The sequence below is a fragment of the Vibrio mytili genome (assembly GCF_000830505.1).
In the GTDB taxonomy this organism is placed as follows: domain Bacteria; phylum Pseudomonadota; class Gammaproteobacteria; order Enterobacterales; family Vibrionaceae; genus Vibrio; species Vibrio mytili.
Map to the genome: position 1 here is coordinate 37,303 of NZ_JXOK01000024.1, position 21,554 is coordinate 58,856.

Consider the following 21,554-nt stretch of genomic DNA (forward strand, 5'->3'; position numbering starts at 1 on the left):
ACTTATCTCTTATATATCGTCTACTGATTGACCTGACAGTGCAGATCGAATCGATTTATCCATACGGCGCGATGCAAAGTCTTGACTCGCTTTATCCGTGTCTTTAATGCCTTGCTCAATCGCATCAACGTCATCACCATTACGCAGCTCAATCAATGCTTCAATCACGTTAACTAGGTCTTGCTTCTCTTGTGCTGAGAGCAATTCATCTCCGTCTGCTTGCATGGCGGCGATCAAACCTTCAATAACTCGATCCGCTTCAACTCGCTGCTCAGCCAAAGCACGCGTTTGCATGTCCTCTTTTGCATGATTCATTGAATCTCGCAGCATGTCAGCGACCTCATTATCACTAAGACCGTAAGATGGCTTCACTTGAATTTCAGACTGAATTCCCGTGCTTTTTTCCATCGCCGTGACAGACAAAAGACCATCAGCGTCAACTTGATAGGTTACACGTATGTGGGCAGCACCAGCCGCCATTGGTGGAATTCCTTTGAGTGAGAAACGTGCTAATGAACGACAGTCATCAACCATCTCACGCTCACCTTGAACAATGTGTACGCTCATTGCAGTTTGACCATCTTTGAAAGTGGTGAACTCTTGTGCACGCGCAACTGGAATTGTCGTGTTACGAGGGATGATTTTTTCAACCAATCCCCCCATCGTCTCTATACCGAGGGAAAGCGGGATAACATCTAAAAGCAACATTTCAGAATCTGGCTTGTTACCAGCTAAGATGTCAGCTTGAATACCAGCACCAATCGCAACGACTTCATCAGGGTTAATACTTGTTAATGGTGTACGACCAAAGAACTCACCCACCATATCACGGACAAGTAACGTACGGGTTGAACCACCAACCATCACGACTTCAAGCACTTCATCAGACGACACATCAGCATCTTTCAGTGCTCGTCGGCATGACATCAACGTTTTCTTCACTAATGGCTGAATCAATGCTTCAAATTGTTCACGAGTGACGGTGCCTGTCCAACCAAAAATATCGACATCAACACTGTCTTGTTCAGAAAAAGCAATTTTCGTCGCAGTGGCAATGTTGAGTAATGTGCGGTTTTGTTCTGCAGAAAGAGGGGCTTCAAGACCAGCTTGCTCCATCAGAAATTCAGCTAATAGATGGTCAAAATCGTCACCACCCAGAGCGGAATCACCACCCGTTGCTAGTACCTCAAATACACCCTTGGATAAACGCAGTATAGAGATGTCAAACGTACCGCCACCTAAATCGTAAACGGCAATCACCCCTTCCTGACCAGAGTCTAACCCGTAAGCTATGGCAGCGGCAGTCGGTTCATTGAGCAGACGAAGCACATGAAGCCCCGCGAGCTTAGCTGCGTCTTTGGTGCCAGCGCGTTGAGCATCGTCAAAGTACGCCGGAACGGTAATAACAACCCCCGCAAGCTCACCGCCTAATGTATCTTCAGCACGTTTACCAAGAACTTTAAGAATTTCAGCAGACACTTCAATAGGATTTTTTTCACCCTGAGGGGTTTGCAGAATCGGTAAACCGTTATCGCTTTCTTTAAATTGATAAGGTAAAGAGGTAAAACGCGACTTGATGTCTTTTAATGAGCGACCGATCAAGCGTTTAACCGAAATGATGGTATTTTCAGGCTCTAGCTCTGCTTTATCTTTCGCTTCATAACCAACTGTTGGCATCGCTTGAGAGTAGTTGACGACGGAAGGCAGGATGCTCCGCCCCTGCTCGTCGGTTAACGTCGTTGCATCACCGCTGCGTACGGTAGCAACTAAAGAGTTCGTCGTACCGAGGTCAATACCTGCGGCTAACTTATGCTCATGAGGTGCCGAGCTTTGGCCCGGTTCTGCTATTTGAAGTAGTGCCATGATTGGTCCTTGTCACGCGAACTAGCCGAGTATTTTTTCTTCGACCCGTTCAATTTCATTCTTCAGCTTGGCGACGAATTTTAACTTTCGAACTCGATCGGCGGCTTGTGCCCAAAGACCGTCATCAAGCTCTTGCTCGACGCTAGCCAAATGCTGTTTATACATGTTGCTGACCTTCGAATCGAAGTCCAAAAGCGCTGATTCTGGATCAGAGCTGCCTGCAATATCTTCCAATTCCTCGCGCAGCTCCATTTGTTCCATTAGGAACATCGGATCTTGCATCGTCTGCTGCTCACCACGAATTTCTACCCCTTGCTCTGCCAATATATATTCAGCACGTGAGATAGGATTTTTCAGCACTTGATAAGCATCGTTGATCTGGGCTGCTTTTTGCACCGCCATCAAACGGTCTCTTTCCGATGCTGTCGCAAAGTTATCCGGGTGGAAACGCTTTTGTAATTCTCGGAACTGAGAAGAAAGAAGGCTACCATCCAGCTTAAACTGACTTGGTAGCCCAAATAATTCAAAGTGATTCATTAAGTTCGGGTCCTAGTAATGCCTTCTGGACTCGTTTGCCCAGAAGGACAATCAATTAGACGTTGAAGCTTTCACCACAACCACATTCACTTTTCGCATTAGGGTTGTTGAACTCAAAGCCTTCATTCAACCCTTCTTTTACGTAATCCAGTTCGGTACCGTCTAGGTACACCAAGCTTTTTTTATCAATGATAATTTTTACCCCAGACAGGTCAAAAACTTCATCTTCTGCTTCATTAAGCTCGTCCACAAACTCCAGTACATACGCCATGCCGGAACAGCCAGTCGTCTTCACTCCAAGGCGTAACCCGATACCTTTGCCTCGGTTATCTAGGAATGCTCTTACGCGACTTGCCGCTGTTTCTGTCATTGAGATGGCCATACTGCACCTTAATTTGTCTATATTACGATTGGAATGGGAGAGGTAACGTCTCCCATTATATTACGGTTTAATTATTCTTGGTGTTTTTTCTTGTAATCTGCAACGGCTGCTTTGATTGCATCTTCCGCCAGAATTGAACAGTGAACTTTTACTGGTGGCAGCTCTAGTTCTTCTGCAATTTCTGAGTTTTTGATGGCCGCAGCTTCATCCACAGATTTACCTTTAACCCATTCAGTGACCAATGAGCTTGATGCGATTGCACTACCACAACCGTACGTTTTGAACTTCGCATCTTCAATAATACCTTCCGGTGTTACCTTGATTTGCAGTTTCATTACGTCACCACAAGCTGGTGCACCAACCATGCCGCTACCAACGGATGGATCGTCTTTTTCAAATGAACCAACGTTACGTGGGTTCTCGTAGTGATCAATTACTTTTTCGCTATATGCCATGATAAATTACCTCGAATCCTCTACTTATTCATCCCTGAGATTAATGGTGAGCCCATTCTACAGTGCTCAAATCAATCCCTTCTTTGTACATATCCCATAGAGGAGACATGTCGCGTAGCTTAGTCACTGCAACGCGGATTTGTTCAATTGCGTAATCGACTTCTTCTTCTGTTGTAAAACGACCAAAGGAGAAGCGAACCGAACTGTGAGCCAACTCATCGTCCATGCCAAGCGCACGGAGAACGTATGAAGGCTCTAGACTTGCAGAAGTACATGCACTACCAGAAGAAACCGCTAGATCTTTTAGCGACATCAGCAATGACTCACCTTCTACAAAGGCAAAGCTTACGTTTAAGTTATGAGGTACACGCTGCTCTAAGTCTCCGTTAACGGTGACCGCTTCAAGGTCTTTCACACCATCAAGAAGACGGTTACGAAGTGCCAGTGCGTGATCATAATCTTTCTGCATATCTTCTTTTGCAATGCGGAAAGCTTCTCCCATACCTACAATCTGGTGCGTAGGTAGTGTGCCTGAACGGAAACCGCGCTCATGACCACCACCGTGCATTTGTGCTTCAAGACGGATACGTGGCTTACGACGTACGAATAAAGCACCAATACCTTTAGGTCCGTAGATTTTGTGCGCTGATAGTGAAATCAAATCCACTTTCATTTCTTGAACATCGATTGGTAACTTGCCTGCTGATTGAGCTGCATCAACATGAAACACAATCTTACGCTCTCGACATAGCTCACCAATGGCCGTAATGTCTTGAACAACACCAATTTCGTTGTTCACGTGCATGATAGAGACAAGTACAGTGTCTTCACGCATGGCTGCTTTTAGCTTCTCTAAATCGATCAAGCCGTTTGATTCAGGCTCTAAGTACGTCACTTCAAAGCCTTCACGCTCGAGTTGACGACATGGGTCAAGAACCGCTTTGTGCTCAGTTTTACACGTGATGACGTGTTTACCCTTTTTAGAGTAAAAGTGTGCTGCACCTTTGATTGCAAGGTTGTCAGATTCTGTCGCACCAGATGTAAATACGATTTCGCGCGGGTCTGCATTTAGAAGGTCAGCAATTTGCTCACGAGCAGTATCAACTGCTTCTTCTGCCTGCCAGCCGTAACGGTGCGAACGCGACGCTGGGTTGCCAAATGTGCCATCCATTGTCATGTACTGAACCATTTTTTCAGCTACACGAGGATCAACTGGACATGTAGCGGAATAATCAAGATAAATCGGCAGTTTCATTCTCTACTCCAATGTAAAAAGCTGACCGCTAAGAGCGGACGTTTACACCGATGGGCACGGTGGTTGTATTTTTGTTTGAAAGCCCATGGTTGACCGCCAAGTCGATATCCTGACGATCTGAAATTTCGAGGACTTCATTATCCGTCATCAGCTCACCAAGAGTGATGTTGTTCAAGAAGTCACTGATGCGTGAGCTTAAATCGCGCCAAAGCGTGTGAGTTAGACAGCGGGTTCCACCCTGACAACCGCCCTTCCCTTGGCATTTCGTCGCGTCTACAGACTCGTCGACAGCTGCAATGACAGTACCAATTGCGATGGTATCCGCTTCTGCTCCTAGTCGGTATCCACCACCAGGGCCGCGAACACTTGCAACTAAACCCGCTTTACGCAATTTAGAAAAAAGTTGCTCTAAATAAGAGAGCGAAATGCCCTGGCGCTCAGATATATCCGCGAGAGGGACTGGGTTCTGTTGCGAATGCAGTGCCACATCCAGCATGGCTGTCACCGCATATCTTCCTTTAGATGTAAGTTTCATACCACACCGTATCCACATGGTTTGTAATGGTTATGATTTTTCCATACCTGAGTAAAACGGTCAAGTATTTATTTGACTAAATTACTCAAGTATTCATCCTTACATAAAGAATGGGTATTTCGCATTAAAAACGACTATTTTGCTCGAATATTTTTCTCTATAGAGGTCAATATACCGCGCAAAATATTAAGTTCTTGACTCTCTGGTCGTGCTCTGGAAAACAAGCGGCGTAATTTACTCATCACTCGACCAGGTTGCTCTTGACTAATAAACTGGGTGTCCACTATCACTTTTTCAAGGTGTTCAAAAAACATTTCTAATTCTTTGTGGCGTGGGTACTCTTCCGGTTCATTAGGTGAGTACTGGCTTTGTTGCAGATTAAGGTGTGCTACGCGAACTTCATAACTTAGTGTTTGCACTGCCATTGCCAAATTCAACGAGCTATATTCTGGATTGGCAGGAATACATACATGGTAGTGGCACTTTTGCAACTCTTCATTCGTTAGTCCCGTTCTTTCACGACCAAAGACTAAAGCAACAGGATGTTTTTGCCCCTCAACTGCAAATTTTTCACCGCATTCACGTGGCTCCAACATCGGCCATTCTAGCGTTCGTGAACGAGCACTTGAGCCGACCACTAATCCACAATCATGAACGGCCTCGTCTAACGTATTAACGATCGTCGCGTTCTGTGCAATATCACTGGCACCTGCTGCGAGCGCTAGCGTTTGCTCATCCACTTCACATTGAGGATCCACCAACACTAATTGACTGAGCCCCATAACCTTCATAGCCCGCGCAGCCGAGCCAATGTTGCCTGAATGAGAAGTACCGACAAGCACAATTTTTACTTGATCCAACATTGATGATTACTGCCTTTATTAAAACGGCGAAATATTATCATAAATTTTTAACACGCCCTATATCCAGCGATGTGTCTGTTCGTATTCTCCTGCATTCTTGTCGTAATCAGCGAAATCACGACATTAAACACGCACACTTAGAGCAAAAAATAACCACTTCCTTTTTTATTTATCTTTGGTATACTCGCCGCCGCTTTCATTTTGTTCTTTAACATCCGTTGGGAAAACCGTATGCATCCAATGCTAAACATTGCTATTCGCGCTGCGCGAAAGGCAGGCAATCATATTGCTAAATCATTAGAAAACACAGATAAAGTAGAATCGTCACTAAAAGGCACACATGACTTTGTCACTAATGTAGATAAAGAAGCAGAATACATCATCATCGATACTATCAAGCAGTCTTACCCTGAGCACTGTATCGTTGCTGAAGAACAAGGTCTTATCGAAGGTAAAGATAAAGACGTACAATGGATCATCGACCCACTGGATGGCACCAATAACTTTGTAAAAGGTTACCCACACTTCTCTGTTTCTATTGCAGTTCGTATCAAAGGCAAAACTGAAGTTGCTTGTGTTTACGACCCTATGCAAAACGAACTGTTTACCGCACAACGCGGCGCTGGCGCACAACTGAACAGTGCACGTATTCGTGTTGCTCAATTGAAAGACCTTCAAGGTACTGTTCTAGCAACAGGTTTCCCATTCAAACAGAAACAACACTCTGAATCTTTCATCAAGATTGTGGGTTCTCTATTTACTGAATGTGCGGACTTCCGTCGCAGTGGTTCTGCTGCGCTTGACCTATGTTATGTTGCTGCGGGTCGCGTAGATGGTTACTTCGAACTAGGCCTAAAACCTTGGGATATGGCAGCTGGTGAGCTGATTGCTCGTGAAGCGGGTGCGATCCTAACCGACTTCTCTGGTGGTACTGATTACATGAAGTCTGGCAACATCGTTGCTTCAAGCGCTCGCGGCGTAAAATCTATCCTTAAGCATATCCGTGAGAACGGTAACGAAGCGATGCTTAAGTAATAGAGTCTGAACTAGCCCGTCACGCTGATGCTTTTGAATAGCCCTGCTCTCTGAGTGGGGCTTTTTTATGGCAAAAAAAACCGCTGATTGCTCAGCGGTTTTTAATTTTAGGCTCTCAGATAACCTTATGGCATCTCGTCGAACTCTGCACCTTCTTTTTCTACTTGAGGTGGCATCAAGTGCTCTTTCTGGATACCCAGTTTCAGCGCCAGTGCCGAAGCAACGTAGATAGACGAATAAGTACCTACCGTGATACCAAGTAGTAATGCGGTTGCAAACCCGTGGATCATGGCACCGCCCTGCGCGAACAACGCAATAACTACAAACAATGTTGTACCGGAGGTGATGAGCGTACGACTCAATGTTTGAGTAATAGACGCATCCATGATGTCTGCAGGTTCACCTTTACGCATCTTACGGAAATTCTCACGAATTCGGTCAAACACTACGATCGTATCGTTGAGCGAGTAACCAACAACGGTCAGTAATGCGGCCACGATAGTAAGGTCGACTTCGATTTGCATGAACGAGAAGACACCTAAGGTGATAATGATATCGTGCGCCAATGCCAATACAGCACCCGCTGCCAGACGCCATTCAAATCGCATTGATACGTAAATCAAGATACAAATAAGCGATACAAGAATAGCTAAACCGCCGGCCTCTGTTAACTCATCACCAACATTTGGACCAACGAATTCGATACGACGCATTTCAACGCTTTCGCCTGTACCATCTTTAATTGCACCAAGGATTTGGTTACCCAAGGTCTCGCCTGACACATCATCACGAGGACGAAGACGTACCATAACCTCACGGGCGCTACCAAAGTTTTGCACGGTAGCGTCACCAAAGCCTTTCGCATCAAGCGCGGTACGAATATTCTCGAGATTAGCTGGGTGTTCAAAGCCCACCTCAATTAACGTACCACCAGTGAAGTCTAATCCCCAATTCAACCACTTGGTTGACAAGGTGAAGATAGACGCCGCAATCATAAGGGTCGAGAACAGGAACGCGACCTTCGACCAACGCATAAAGCCGATCGATTTATCTGCTTTTAGAATTTGAAACATATTAATTCCCAGCCTTAGATCGACAATTTATCAATGCGTTTGCCGCCATATAGTAGATTCACGATACAACGTGTGCCAACTATAGCAGTAAACATTGAAGTTAAAATACCAATGGAAAGCGTGACTGCAAAACCTTTCACCGCACCCGTACCGACAGCAAACAGGATAATAGCTGTGATCAGTGTTGTGATGTTCGCATCCGCAATGGTACTGAATGCGTTTGCGTAGCCTTGGTGAATGGCTTGTTGCGGGTTGCGCCCATCTCGAATTTCTTCTCGAATACGCTCGAAGATCAGAACGTTCGCATCGACCGCCATACCGACTGTCAGTACGATACCTGCGATTCCTGGTAGTGTCATTGTCGCACCTGGAATCATTGACATAACACCAATAATCAACACTAGGTTAGCCATTAACGCAATATTGGCGATAAGACCAAAACCACGGTAATAAAGCAGCGTAAACAACATGACGGCAACCATACCCCAGACACATGCTTGAATACCCATATCAATGTTTTGCTGACCCATTGATGGACCAATGGTTCGCTCTTCAACAATTGAAATTGGAGCAATCAAAGCACCGGCACGGAGCAATAGTGCTAGGTTATGAGCTTCCGCAGCAGAGTCGATACCAGTGATTCGGAAGTTACGGCCGAGCGCAGATTGAATCGTTGCTTGGTTGATCACTTCTTCATGCTTAGTCAGGATAACTTTACCTTCAGGGTTTTTACGGCCACTGTCTTTGTACTCTGCAAACACCGTCGCCATTAGCTTACCGATGTTCTTCTTAGAGAATGCAGACATTTTGTTGCCGCCTTCGCTATCAAGCGAAATGTTCACCTGAGGGCGACCATATTCGTCAACACTTGAGCTTGCATCTGTAATGCTCGAACCACCCAAGATCACTCGTTTCTTCAGCACGACTGGGCGACCATTGCGATCTTGCTTAATTTCACTACCTGCTGGTGCACGACCATTGGCAGCAGCTGAAAGATCAGCACTTTCGTCAACTTCACGGAATTCAAGTGTTGCGGTAGCGCCAAGAATTTCTTTTGCTCGTGCTGTGTCTTGCACACCAGGCAATTCAACCACAATGCGGCTCGCACCTTGACGTTGAACCAACGGTTCAGCCACACCCAGTTCATTTACGCGATTACGCAAAATAGTAATATTCTGCTCTACTGCGTAGTTGCGGATCTCTTGTAGACGCTGCTCAGTAAACGTGGCAAGCAGTGCAAAACGACCATTCGAATCCGACTCAACAAAGTTCATATCCGGGTGGTTCTTTTGCAGTAAGCTCTTAGCTTCGCCCAATTGATCGCCATCACGAAGCAGCACTTCGACGGCTTCTTTACCCGAAGGTCGAATAGCACGATAACGCAGTTTCGCTTCACGTAACTCGCTACGGAAAGCTTCTTCTTGTTGACCAACTAGCTTCTCCATGGCGGCATCCATATCAACTTCCATCAAGAAGTGAACACCACCACGTAGGTCTAGACCTAACTTAAGTGGGGACGCACCAATCGCTTCTAACCAATCTGGGGTAGAAGGTGCTAGGTTAAGTGCAACAATTTTGTCTTTGCCAAGCGCTTCATTGATGATATCGCGAGCACTGATTTGCGTATCAGTGTCATTAAAGCGGACAAGAATTGATCCATTTTCAAGAGCAATGGATTTATGAGAAAGTTGCTCTTTATCAAGAGCAGTAGTGACAGCATCCAGCGTTGACATATCTACAGAGGCGCCACGCGCCCCTGTAACTTGAATAGCCGGATCTTCACCGTAGAGATTTGGAAGTGCGTACAATGCAGCTGCGATGATCGCAAACAGCACCATCAGGTACTTCCATAATGGGTAACGATTTAACACAGCGAGGACCCTTTAGCTGTTTTATAGAGACTTAAGCGTACCTTTAGGCAACACTGCAGTAACGAAGTCTTTTTTGATAACAATTTCATTGTTCGCGTTAAGCTCGATTGAAATGTAATCATTTTCTTCAGAAATCTTGGTAATTTTACCAACTAAACCACCGCTGGTTAGTACTTCATCACCTTTACCCATAGAAGCCATTAGGTTTTTGTGTTCTTTTACTCGTTTGCTTTGTGGGCGATAAATCATGAAGTAAAAAATCACTGCAAACATGCCAAGCATGATTAGCATTTCAAAACCGCCACCTGCTGGTGCACCTTCTGCTGCTGCGTGAGCTTGAGAGATAAACATTAAAACATCCTCATTATATATTATTGATAATCCAACCAAGTTGGGACTACGTACTTTATATTCAAGTCTGCGAGTGACTAATAGAGATCACTCTCTCAAAAATAACGTGCGTTCGCCTACTTTATTCGCAAAACCCCTGGCGACAACACCAGAGGCTTTCGTTCATTTAAGCTTTGCTTAGTGGTGGCACTTCACGATCACGACGAGCATAAAATTCTTGTACGAACTCATCGAAACGATCTTCATCAATCGCCTTACGAATGCTTTCCATTAAGCGTTGGTAGTAACGCAGGTTATGGATCGTATTCAAACGAGCACCAAGAATTTCATTACAACGTTCTAAATGGTGAAGATACGACTTGCTGTAATTTTGACAAGTGTAACAGTCACAGTGTGGATCGAGCGGTGTAGTATCCGTTTTATGTTTCGCATTGCGGATCTTGATCACACCTCCGGTCACGAATAAATGACCATTACGAGCGTTACGCGTTGGCATGACGCAATCAAACATGTCGATACCGCGACGTACACCTTCTACCAAATCTTCCGGCTTGCCAACCCCCATTAGGTAACGAGGTTTGTCTTCAGGTAATTGCGGACACGTGTGTTCAAGAATGCGGTGCATGTCTTCTTTTGGTTCACCCACTGCAAGACCACCAACTGCATAACCATCAAAACCGATCTCAGTTAGACCTTTCACTGACACATCACGCAGGTCCTCATAAACGCCACCCTGGACGATACCAAACAGATTGTTTGGGTTTTCCAGTTTATTGAAATGATCACGAGAACGCTGTGCCCAACGCAGTGACATTTCCATCGACTTTTTCGCTTCATCATGTGTCGCAGGATATGGCGTACATTCATCGAAAATCATCACGATGTCAGAACCAAGGTCTTTTTGAATTTCCATCGATTTTTCAGCATCCATGAAAATTTTGTCACCGTTAACAGGGTTACGGAAGTGCACACCTTGTTCCGTAATCGTGCGCATTTTACCCAAGCTGAATACTTGGAAGCCGCCTGAATCAGTAAGAATAGGACCATGCCAGTTCATAAAATCGTGCAGGTCACCATGCATTTTCATCACTTCCTGACCAGGCGTAGCCATAAATGAAAGGTGTTGCCCAACAGGATTTCTGCGCCCGTTCCTTTTACTTCTTCTGGTGTCATTCCTTTCACCGTACCGTAAGTACCGACAGGCATGAATGCTGGCGTTTGCACAGTACCACGTTCGAAAGTCAGTTGACCACGACGTGCTGTGCCGTTTTTTTTCTTAAGATCGAATTTTAATTTCACGATGCCTCCGAGTGTCAGAGAAACAGTCTGACTGAATGTTTAGGGGCCTTCCCCTACGGTAAGGAGCGGTCGCTTTTCCGTGCGAGAGATAAAAGCAGTATTTTTTGCTTTCATATCCTAGCTTACTGCTAGCACTCGTAAATCTATTGTTTAGTGTTAACTATGCCGTTTTCTTTTTAATGAACATTGAGTCACCATAGGAAAAGAATCGGTATCGATTCTCTACCGCGTGCTTGTATGCATTCATGGTGTTCTCGTACCCTGCAAACGCACTCACCAACATGATCAAAGTAGATTCAGGTAAGTGGAAATTAGTAATGAGACAATCTACCAGTTGGTACTCGTATCCAGGGTAAATGAAAATTTCAGTATCGCCGAAGAAAGGAACCAGTTCAGTCCCTTTTTTTACTGCATCTTGCGCTGCACTTTCTAACGAGCGAACCGACGTGGTGCCAACCGCTATGATGCGACCACCGCGTGCTTTGGTCGCCTTGATCGCCTCGACGACTTCCGCCGGCACTTCCACATACTCGGCATGCATATGGTGATCATTAATATTTTCCACTTTGACTGGCTGGAATGTTCCTGCCCCCACGTGCAACGTAACATAAGCAAACTCAACACCTTTTGCTTTGATCTTGTCTAATAGAACGTCATCAAAGTGTAAACCCGCGGTTGGTGCTGCAACGGCTCCTGGTTTTTGATTATAAACGGTTTGGTAGCGTTCTTTATCCGTCTCTTCATCTGGTCGATCGATGTAAGGAGGAAGTGGCATATGACCAATTTCTTCTAAAATCTCGAGTACCGTTTTATCGGAATGAAATTTCAGCTCAAACAATGCGTCATGACGTGCCACCATTTCTGCCGAATACTCATCGTTCTCGCCTACAAAAATCGTAGTGCCCGGCTTGGGTGATTTAGAACAGCGAACGTGCGCTAAGATGCTCTGTTCATCTTGCATTCGCTCCACCAGCACTTCAAGTTTACCGCCAGACTCTTTACGACCGAATAAACGAGCAGGAATCACACGGGTATTATTGAAAACCACTAAGTCACCCGGTTGAACTTGGTCGAGCACATCGGTAAATACGCCATCAACGAGTTCGCCAGTATTACCGTCCATTTGCAACAGGCGGCTAGCGGTGCGCTCTGGCTGAGGGTAACGGGCGATAAGTTCATCTGGGAGGTCGAAATGAAAATCTGATACTTGCATGCTACTGATCTTTTTAATTGGTCAAATCACGTCATTAAAGACGATAAGGTTGCGACGCGTTTTTCGCGGCAGACTAGTATACCCAAATCCCCCAGAGATGCTAGGTTGGCAGAAGGGATTCGCTATCAAAGGCAAGTATGAGTGAGAGAAACTCACAAAGGAGAAAACCTCACGATTACCTTGCATAAGGAAGCAATCAGCAACAAAAGTGAGGTTCGCTGCTAGCGTGACGATTACTGGCAGTCAACAGAGCAGTGAAAAGGCATTTCACTGCTCTTGAGTCAATTTTTTTCAGAATTAAGCCTCACGCCTACGCCACCACATCAAAGGAACCAGTAACGACAACCACCATAAACTAACACTCCCTCCTTCATCGCGGGACTCTCTGAAATTACAGTTATTGGTGGCAATACCGTCATGACATTCTTGGCTTCCCTCTTCACTGCTGTCTGTAATGAAATTTGGCGCGATGATATAGCGGCTTGGTGGAGCATCCGCCGTAATGTAGTCCTGCACCCAGTCATAGTAGTGACTGACTTTGGTATAAAAACTCGGAATCGTTAGTGAACCACAAGTAGGCAGAATTAATGGCGCGCCACTCACAATACCGATTTGCTTACCCGTTGCAATATCGACAAGGGGCCCGCCACTGTCACCTTTACATGCAGAGTTGCCGTATTGAGTACTGCTGCTGTCTTCGAGCAAAGCATTAAACGTCGGCAAAGTGCAAATTTTTGTCCTATTATCACGCGAGTTAATGGCCCCTGGAAAGCTATTGCCAATTTCCAGACGCTCATAACATTTATCAATCGGTAAAAAACCGATAGATGTCGTTTGTAAGGTGGAAGCGGCGTCGCCAGCCAGTGGCGTGGTCGCTCCCCAACCAAATACTTGTACGTTTTCAATCCGCTGATTGGTGTCATAGTTATCATTCCAATCCATTGCAAGCCGAGCTTCAATGTCAAACATATCCTCCTTAGTGGCCAGTTGTGCGAGGTTGACATTTTCGACTGGTCGAGTTAAGTACAACAGAGCAATGTCGTTATCCAAGGCGGTTTGGATTGGTTTGATGTCTCCATCACCGTTTATGTCGGCTTTTGCAATACGGGTATAGCTAGGATGCACCACCACATGAGAGACCGAATAGTAATTATCAATCGTGGTATTGTTGAGATCATGCACTCTTGCTGTAATGGCAAGCTCTCCTGGCGGTGTCACGTAATAACTGGCTTCGTTCGCTCCCTCTCCCATCACCACACAGTGTGCAGCGGTCATCACCCATTGGTCTGTCACCATTGTACCGCCACAGATTGGGAATTCAGCCATATTGCTGGCTCGAATGGCCACTCGATCAACCGGGTTCGTTTCCTCAGTGCCCAATACAATGGCATGCGCTGAGTGAACGAAAAGTGCCATAGTGGTCATTGCTAGTCGTTTTTTGTACATAATCGTCTTCAATTTGCTAAGCCTAGACCTATTTTCCTTGAGAGACGAAAATTGGAACATCAAGCAAATAAAAATGTGCGATTCAATTCATTGGAATACATTTTGACCTCACCCACTATCAACTAAAAATGCCAACTCCCTCGCACCAATTCACCCGCAACATTACTAATAAAAACATAAATAAAGCCCTCCTATTCAGCCGATTAAAGCTTCGAATTAGATCACGTATTTTATTGATGAAAAACGGGTTAGTTCTCAGATATAGCGCTAAATATTTCCTATAGTTAAACAAAGGACAACACTGCTGGAGGTCCCTATGATCAAGGTTGAAGACATGATGACTCGCAATCCTCATACCTTATCCCGAACGCATACCTTGCGAGAGGCAAAAGCAATGATGGATGAACTCGATATTCGGCATATTCCGGTTGTGGATACTCATCATCACTTGCAAGGTTTAGTCACTCAGCGTGATATTCTTGCCGCTCAAGAATCAAGCTTGCATCCAGATGAAGCAGAGCACTCTTTTACTCTCGACACCCCTCTGGAAAAAATGATGCACACCAACATCATGACCGCAGAGCCGCGTGCAGGTTTAAAAGAAAGTGCGGTTTACATGCAAAAGCACAAAGTGGGTTGTTTACCCATCGTAAGTAATAATCATTTGGTGGGCATTATTACCGACAGTGACTTCGTAACGATCGCGATTAACTTGTTGGAACTGCAAGAAGAAGTAGAACCAGAAGAAATTGAACCAGACGAAGAAACGCTATGACCCGTAGGTGAGAAAAGTGATGTGCAAACGTGGCATACAATTACAGCACGTGATCTCAACAATACGTCACAAGCAAAAAAAAAGAGCGGCAATCCTGCCGCTCAAAAAGCCATTACTGACGTGGTTAAGAGTAATTATTTAAACTAAGCACTATTTTTAAAATTGGTCTTCTTCTGTCGAGCCGGTCAACGCAGTTACCGATGATTGCCCACCTTGAATGGTGTTGGTCATTCTGTCGAAGTAACCGGTACCTACCTCTTGTTGGTGAGCAACAAAGGTGTAACCTTTTTCTGCCGCTTGGAACTCTGGGCGCTGTACCTTCTCAACATAGTGACGCATGCCTTCACCTTGAGCATAAGCATGTGCCAACTCAAACATGTTGAACCACATGTTATGGATACCCGCTAGCGTAATAAACTGGTACTTGTAGCCCATGTCCGCGAGTTCTTGCTGGAACTTAGCAATGGTTTCTGCATCCAGGTTTTTCTCCCAGTTAAATGATGGCGAACAGTTATAAGCGAGCAATTGGTCTGGATATTCTGCATGAATAGCTTCAGCAAACTTACGTGCCTCTTCCAAGCACGGTGTTGCCGTTTCACACCAGATCAAATCCGCGTATGGTGCATAAGCAAGACCACGAGAAATCGCTTGGTCGATCCCTGCTCTCACTCGGTAGAAACCTTCTGCCGTGCGCTCGCCTTCGATGAAGTCTTTATCGTATGGGTCACAATCTGACGTCAACAGATCTGCCGCGTTAGCATCGGTACGAGCGATAACCAAGGTCGTCGTTCCTGCAACATCAGCTGCCAAACGCGCCGCGACCAACTTTTGTACCGCTTCTTGAGTCGGAACCAATACTTTCCCGCCCATGTGTCCACATTTCTTAACCGATGCGAGTTGGTCCTCAAAGTGAACGCCCGCCGCCCCCGCTTCGATCATCGACTTCATCAGTTCATATGCATTCAATACACCACCGAACCCTGCTTCGGCATCCGCTACGATTGGTAAGAAGTAATCAATCGCACCTTCATCTTGTGGCGATTTCCCGCCCGCCCATTGGATTTGATCCGCGCGGCGGAAAGAGTTATTGATACGCTTAACCACAGAAGGAACGGAATCAACAGGGTAAAGCGATTGATCTGGATACATAGTAGATGCAGTGTTGTTATCCGCAGCCACTTGCCAGCCCGATAGATAAATAGCTTCGATACCCGCTTTGGCTTGTTGCACAGCCTGGCCACCTGTCAGCGCGCCCAGACAGTTAACGTAGCCTTTTTTCGCACTCCCATTCACCAGGTCCCACAACTTATCAGCACCACGTTGTGCAATTGTATTCGCAGGCACCATTGAACCACGCAGTTCTACCACTTCTTCCGCTGTGTAAGTGCGTTTAACATTTTTCCAGCGAGGATTTGTTGCCCAGTCTTTTTCCAGAGCTTCGATTTGTTGGCGGCGAGTTAATGTCATTGGTCTATCCCTCTTTATTATTTGCACTCATTACTGGTGCGTTGAGTTTCCGTCTTGAGGTAGTACATCCCTATCTACCTTTAAGCCTTCACGTTATTGGTTTTGTATTCTTAATCTTGCTTATCTGAATCTCGGTTGTACTAATCTAAGTAGTCATATCCAGGTACGGTTAAAAAGTTCGTCAGTTCATCACTGGTTGTAAGCTCGGCCATCAATTGTGCGGCTTCGTCAAAACGCCCCGCTTGATAGCGCGCTTCGCCGATTTCTCGTTTCACAACGTCCACCTCTTCTTTTAAGTAAGTTTCAAACAGCGCTTTTGTGACGGTTTCACCGTTATCTAGCGATTTACCATGCTGAATCCATTGCCAGATTGACGCGCGTGAAATCTCAGCCGTGGCGGCATCTTCCATCAAGCCGTAAATTGGCACACAGCCATTTCCAGAAATCCACGCTTCGATATACTGCAAAGCAACGCGAATGTTATGTCGCATCCCTTCTTCTGTTCTTTCACCTTCACAGGGTTCGAGTAGCTCAGCGGCGGTAATAGGTGCGTCTTGTGCACGGCTCACATCAAGCTGGTTCGAACGCTCCCCCAGAATGGAGCTGAACACTTCCATGGCGGTATCTGCTAAACCCGGGTGTGCAACCCAAGTACCATCGTGACCATTGTTGGCTTCTAACGATTTATCATTGTGAATTTTGTCTAGCACTTTCTGGTTTTCTACTGGATCCTTAGCGGGGATGAATGCGGCCATGCCTCCCATCGCAAACGCACCACGCTTATGCAGGTACGTACCAGTAATCGTGAGTACGCATTTAAGAACGGCTTATCCATCGTGACGACTTGGCGGTCTGGCAATACTCGGTCTGGGTGGTTTTTCAAGGTTTTGATGTAGCTAAAGATGTAATCCCAACGGCCACAGTTCAGCCCGACAATATGCTCTTTCAGTGAAAACAGAATCTCATCCATCTCAAAGACCGCTGGTAATGTTTCGATCAACACCGTCGCTTTAATCGTCCCGGTATCCAGACCAAAATATTGCTCAGTAAAATGGAATACATCACTCCACCATTTTGCTTCGTGATGAGACTGCAGCTTAGGAATATAAAAATAAGGTCCGCTGCCTTTTTGAAGTAGTGCTTTGTAGTTATTGAAGAAATACAGAGCAAAATCGAACAGTGCACCTGGAATAATCTGACCGTGCCACGTGACGTGTTTTTCTTTTAAATGAAGACCGCGAACACGACAAATCAACACCGCTGGATCATCAACCAACTGGTAATGCTTACCATTGTTAGGATTGGTATAGCTGATGGTGCCATTGATTGCATCACGCAAGTTAACCTGACCGTCAAGAACCTTGCTCCAAGCGGGAGACATAGAATCCTCAAAATCAGCCATGAACACTTTTACATTTGCATTCAGTGCGTTAATTACCATTTTCCTGTCGGTAGGGCCCGTAATTTCCACTCGACGATCTTGCAGATCTTGTGGAATCCCCAAAATCTTCCAACTGCCTTCACGGATGTCCTGAGTTTCAGTAAGAAAGTCTGGTAACTCTCCCGCATCAATTCGTGTTTGTTTCTCTTCTCGTGCTTGCAGTAATTGATCAACGCGTTCGGCAAAATTTTCGCACAATAGAGATAAAAAGGTTTGGGCTTCTAAAGGGAAAATAGCTTGATGTTCAGGAGCAATAACTCCCGTTACCTCAAGCTGGCCTTGGGTCTGCATCGATGGTTGTGGTTTATTCTCTGTATCTGCAAGCATAATCATTCATCCTTAATGTGCTTTAACATTCTAATCGGCCTACGAAAAGCTACATTTGTAATTTATGAACAACAAAATACATCCTTAAATTTGCGTTCGATTGGTGTGGCCATGTCTATACATTGCGTAAACTTGAGTTCTTTTTCAATCTAGACATAAGTCTTATCGGCCTTTAAATAAGCTATACCAACAATGAATTAAGCGAAACCCCCTAAAGCGACAAACCCGGAAATTCAAAGTTTTATTCGGCTGAGTAAATTGACATATTCACAAGCCTATTTTTGCATCTAATTACGTAATTAAATTACATTAATTTTTTGATATCTTGAGCATTTAAAACGCACGTATAAATATAAACCGAAGTGAAGACGCCTTACTGTAGCAAGGGCTAGAGCAATATATTCAAACAGAGCTTAAACAAAGGAAGGCATAAGATGTGTAAAATTAACATTGTGAAATTTCACTATTTTATGAAAGCTTCATGACAGTAGAGCTGTAAAATTTTACAAGTTAAATATTACCAGCAGGATAAAAAACCAAAAAACGCACCATTTATAGTGCGTTAATAGGTAAGATTGCGGTTAATGGAAGCTAAGACTAATAGCTAAAGCAGCTCTGAAACAACATCTGCGAGTTGGATAAATGTATCAGTTCTTGAAGAGCTAGGACGCCAAACCAAGCCTATTTCTCGATAAGCTTGGGTGCCCGGGGGATCTAAAACGACTAAATTTTGATTATGCAAAAGCCCGTGATCTATTGCCATTTGTGGAATGAATGTGGTGCCCAAACCATTCGCAACCATCTGTACCAACGTATGTAAGCTCGTCGCAGTAAATGGATTGATTTTTTCCTTATCCGTTAATTTACACGCCGATACCGCGTGTTCTGTTAAGCAATGTTCTTTCTCTAATAGAAACACGGATTCGTCAGGCAAATCAGCGTAACGAATAGGTACTGGCACCGATTGAGCTTGATTAGCACTAATGACCATCCGAAATGGATCCTTACCTACCACTCGGCTCTCCATACCATCAATTTCGACTGGCAAAGCTAAAATGAGCACATCCAGCTCACCGTGTCTAAGGGCTTGAAGCAGGTTTGTCGTCGTGTCTTCTCTTAATAAAAGATTCAGCTGTGGGAATCGGTAGTTCACCTCTTGCACCAAATCACACAGTAAAAAAGGGGCAATCGTTGGTATGCATCCGACTTTTAATTGACCTTGCATCTCACCACCTTGGCATAGACGGCCAAGTTCAACCAAGTCTTGCCCTTTTGCAAGTAACTCTCTACCGCGCTTTACGACCATCTCTCCAGTTTGAGTAAACACCAGAGGACTTTTCTTATCTTTTTTTTCATAAAGAGGGCAACCAATCAAATCTTCTAGGTTTTGAATGCCTTTACTCAAGGTTGACTGACTCACAAAACAGCGTACCGCAGCATCACTAAAATGTCGTGTTTCATGCAGGGTTACCAAATAATGCAATTGTTTTAAACTAGGCCATTTATTCATAGTTTTATCAATACTTATCACTAATCCAGTGATCGAGTTAAGAGTTTTTCAATTATCGCTTTTTTCGATTAACTCAATCTATTTATTTCGCTTTTTTCAATACTACAATCTGTACTATAGTTTGTCTCGTACAAACACGGACTGAGCCGATTTAACAACATTCGGTTCGGAACTAACCATACTTTTTAGGAGCAAAAAAATGGTACTAGTAGGTCGTCAAGCCCCTGATTTTACTGCTGCAGCTGTTCTTGGTAACGGTGAAATCGTTGAAAACTTCAACTTTGCAGAATTCACCAAAGGTAAAAAAGCCGTTGTGTTCTTCTACCCACTAGATTTCACTTTCGTTTGCCCATCTGAGCTAATCGCATTTGACAACCGTCTTGCTGATTTCCAAGCTAAAGGCGTTGAAGTGATCGGTGTTTCTATCGATTCTCAATTCTCTCACAACGCATGGCGTAACACTGCTATCGAAGATGGCGGTATCGGTCAAGTTAAGTACCCGCTAGTTGCAGACGTTAAGCACGAAATTTGTAAGGCTTACGACGTTGAGCACCCAGAAGCAGGTGTTGCTTTCCGCGGTTCTTTCCTAATCGACGAAGAAGGCACTGTTCGCCACCAAGTAGTAAACGACCTACCTCTAGGCCGTAATATCGACGAAATGCTACGTATGGTTGACGCACTTAACTTCCACCAGAAGCACGGTGAAGTATGTCCTGCACAATGGGAAGAAGGTAAAGCAGGTATGGAAGCATCTCCAAAAGGCGTTGCAGCATTCCTATCTGAGTTCTCAGCAGACCTAGGCAAAAAATAATAGACCCTTCGCCCAAGCTCAACGGGTGAATTGGTTGGATGGATATAAAAAGCAAAAAGCTATATGCAGTAAACTGCAAACGCCAATCAGTCTAAGTAAAGTCTAATCAAAGCCCAGAGTGATTACTCTGGGCTTTTTGTTTTTTTCTTCCTCAAATACGGCAATCTAAAAGCGCAAACTTTACCTCTATTTCTCCCCCTTTATGATACAGATTATCCCGCTTCGCCTTGATACACTCTGTAACCATCTCAATGAAAACTTGCAGGGTGACAACGTGATTACGCAATTAGAAGTTTGTATCGATAATATCGAGTCCTTACATCATGCTATTACGGGAGGGGCGACTCGTATTGAACTCTGCTCATCTCTCTCACTAGGAGGACTCACGCCGAGCTACGGGTTTATGCGTCAAGCCGCCCGAGCATCCACTATTCCTATTTACGCGATGATTCGACCTCGCCAAGGCGACTTTTTGTACAGCGATGAGGATATCGACGTGATGAGTGAAGATATCAAATCTGCCCATCGAGCAGGGCTAGATGGTGTCGTCTTTGGCGCACTAACTGAACAGGGTGAGGTCCATATACCTTACTGTACAAAGCTGTGTGAACTTGCTCAATCGTTGAATATGGGCACTACTTTTCATCGTGCTTTTGATCAGTGCTGCAATGTAGAAACAGCGCTGGAACAAATCATTAATTTGGGTTGCGAGCGAGTACTGACCTCTGGTCTCGGAGCAACAGCCACAGAAGGCGCTGACGTTATCAAGTCATTAGTAGAGCAAGCCGGTAACCGTTTAGCAATCATGGCTGGCGCAGGTATTAATGCCAGCAATGTGCGTTCGTTGGTAGAGCAAACCGGCGTCCAAGAGGTTCATCTGTCCGGTAAGACGACAAGGCCTAGCCACATGAGTTTTGTCGCGGAACACAGCAAAATGGGCTCGGCTGACGTAGACGACTTTATGATTCCCATAACAAGCTCTCAGGCGATAGCAACGTAGTGAAGGCTCTCAGATAGAGATATTACTCTCCCGTCATTCGGTATT

At 45.0% G+C, this 21,554-nt stretch carries 18 protein-coding genes and 2 pseudogenes; 4 read left to right on the forward strand and 16 right to left on the reverse strand.

Annotated features, from left to right (window positions below; all coding sequences use genetic code 11):
* Positions 1-9: 9 nt before the first annotated feature.
* The 7 genes from hscA to trmJ form a co-directional block, all read right to left on the reverse strand.
* A complete protein-coding gene (hscA, locus tag SU60_RS08025) occupies positions 10-1,863 on the reverse strand; it encodes a Fe-S protein assembly chaperone HscA (RefSeq protein WP_041155060.1) in 1,854 nt (617 codons plus the stop codon).
* 21 nt (positions 1,864-1,884) lie between these two features.
* Entirely contained in the window at positions 1,885-2,400 is a 516-nt protein-coding gene (gene hscB, locus SU60_RS08030) for a co-chaperone HscB (RefSeq protein WP_041155061.1), read from the reverse strand.
* A 55-nt stretch (positions 2,401-2,455) separates the two neighbouring features.
* On the reverse strand, positions 2,456-2,782 hold the full coding sequence (iscA, locus tag SU60_RS08035; protein WP_041155062.1) for an iron-sulfur cluster assembly protein IscA: 327 nt from the start codon (positions 2,780-2,782) through the stop codon (positions 2,456-2,458).
* Positions 2,783-2,853: 71 nt separating this feature from the next.
* Positions 2,854-3,237, reverse strand: a complete 384-nt coding sequence (iscU, locus tag SU60_RS08040) for a Fe-S cluster assembly scaffold IscU (protein WP_041155063.1) — start codon at positions 3,235-3,237, stop codon at positions 2,854-2,856.
* Positions 3,238-3,277: 40 nt separating this feature from the next.
* Positions 3,278-4,492, reverse strand: a complete 1,215-nt coding sequence (locus tag SU60_RS08045) for an IscS subfamily cysteine desulfurase (RefSeq protein ID WP_041155064.1) — start codon at positions 4,490-4,492, stop codon at positions 3,278-3,280.
* Positions 4,493-4,520: 28 nt separating this feature from the next.
* Positions 4,521-5,027, reverse strand: coding sequence for a Fe-S cluster assembly transcriptional regulator IscR (gene iscR, locus SU60_RS08050; RefSeq protein ID WP_041155065.1), 507 nt, complete (start codon positions 5,025-5,027; stop codon positions 4,521-4,523).
* Positions 5,028-5,161: 134 nt separating this feature from the next.
* A complete protein-coding gene (gene trmJ / locus SU60_RS08055; protein ID WP_041155066.1) occupies positions 5,162-5,890 on the reverse strand; it encodes a tRNA (cytosine(32)/uridine(32)-2'-O)-methyltransferase TrmJ in 729 nt (242 codons plus the stop codon).
* Between the two features lie 231 nt (positions 5,891-6,121).
* Here trmJ and suhB point away from each other — a divergent pair, with 231 nt between their 5' ends.
* Complete coding sequence (suhB, locus tag SU60_RS08060; protein WP_041155067.1) at positions 6,122-6,925, forward strand: inositol-1-monophosphatase; 804 nt, start codon at positions 6,122-6,124, stop codon at positions 6,923-6,925.
* 125 nt (positions 6,926-7,050) lie between these two features.
* Here the strand turns inward: suhB and secF are convergent, their stop codons facing one another.
* The 6 genes and pseudogenes from secF to SU60_RS08090 form a co-directional block, all read right to left on the reverse strand.
* Positions 7,051-7,998 (reverse strand): protein translocase subunit SecF, encoded by a 948-nt coding sequence (secF, locus tag SU60_RS08065; RefSeq protein WP_041155068.1) that lies wholly within the window; start codon positions 7,996-7,998, stop codon positions 7,051-7,053.
* A gap of 14 nt (positions 7,999-8,012) precedes the next feature.
* On the reverse strand, positions 8,013-9,869 hold the full coding sequence (gene secD, locus SU60_RS08070) for a protein translocase subunit SecD (RefSeq protein ID WP_084735692.1): 1,857 nt from the start codon (positions 9,867-9,869) through the stop codon (positions 8,013-8,015).
* Positions 9,870-9,890: 21 nt separating this feature from the next.
* The gene (yajC, locus tag SU60_RS08075; protein ID WP_041155070.1) at positions 9,891-10,220 is read right to left on the reverse strand and encodes a preprotein translocase subunit YajC; all 330 of its coding nucleotides are present in this window, start codon (positions 10,218-10,220) and stop codon (positions 9,891-9,893) included.
* Positions 10,221-10,386: 166 nt separating this feature from the next.
* Positions 10,387-11,519, reverse strand: a pseudogene (gene tgt, locus SU60_RS08080) (tRNA guanosine(34) transglycosylase Tgt).
* Between the two features lie 160 nt (positions 11,520-11,679).
* Entirely contained in the window at positions 11,680-12,732 is a 1,053-nt protein-coding gene (gene queA, locus SU60_RS08085; protein WP_041155071.1) for a tRNA preQ1(34) S-adenosylmethionine ribosyltransferase-isomerase QueA, read from the reverse strand.
* A 297-nt stretch (positions 12,733-13,029) separates the two neighbouring features.
* On the reverse strand, positions 13,030-14,178 hold the full coding sequence (locus SU60_RS08090; protein ID WP_041155072.1) for a trypsin-like serine protease: 1,149 nt from the start codon (positions 14,176-14,178) through the stop codon (positions 13,030-13,032).
* Between the two features lie 316 nt (positions 14,179-14,494).
* Between SU60_RS08090 and SU60_RS08095 the strand changes: the two genes are divergently transcribed.
* The gene (locus tag SU60_RS08095) at positions 14,495-14,953 is read left to right on the forward strand and encodes a CBS domain-containing protein (RefSeq protein WP_041155073.1); all 459 of its coding nucleotides are present in this window, start codon (positions 14,495-14,497) and stop codon (positions 14,951-14,953) included.
* A 156-nt stretch (positions 14,954-15,109) separates the two neighbouring features.
* On the opposite strand, the gene aceA is transcribed toward SU60_RS08095, so the two are convergent.
* The 3 genes and pseudogenes from aceA to SU60_RS08110 all read right to left on the reverse strand — a co-directional run bounded on the left by aceA (position 15,110) and on the right by SU60_RS08110 (position 19,698).
* Positions 15,110-16,420 carry an isocitrate lyase gene (aceA, locus tag SU60_RS08100; protein WP_041155074.1) on the reverse strand — a complete coding sequence of 437 codons (1,311 nt, stop codon included), beginning with the start codon at positions 16,418-16,420 and terminating at the stop codon, positions 15,110-15,112.
* 140 nt (positions 16,421-16,560) lie between these two features.
* A pseudogene (gene aceB, locus SU60_RS08105) lies at positions 16,561-18,188 on the reverse strand (malate synthase A).
* A 604-nt stretch (positions 18,189-18,792) separates the two neighbouring features.
* Positions 18,793-19,698 carry a hydrogen peroxide-inducible genes activator gene (locus tag SU60_RS08110; RefSeq protein WP_041155075.1) on the reverse strand — a complete coding sequence of 302 codons (906 nt, stop codon included), beginning with the start codon at positions 19,696-19,698 and terminating at the stop codon, positions 18,793-18,795.
* Between the two features lie 199 nt (positions 19,699-19,897).
* Here SU60_RS08110 and SU60_RS08115 point away from each other — a divergent pair, with 199 nt between their 5' ends.
* Positions 19,898-20,509, forward strand: coding sequence for a peroxiredoxin (locus SU60_RS08115; protein WP_041155076.1), 612 nt, complete (start codon positions 19,898-19,900; stop codon positions 20,507-20,509).
* A 274-nt stretch (positions 20,510-20,783) separates the two neighbouring features.
* Positions 20,784-21,509, forward strand: coding sequence for a copper homeostasis protein CutC (locus SU60_RS08120; RefSeq protein ID WP_041155091.1), 726 nt, complete (start codon positions 20,784-20,786; stop codon positions 21,507-21,509).
* The last annotated feature ends 45 nt before the right edge of the window (positions 21,510-21,554 follow it).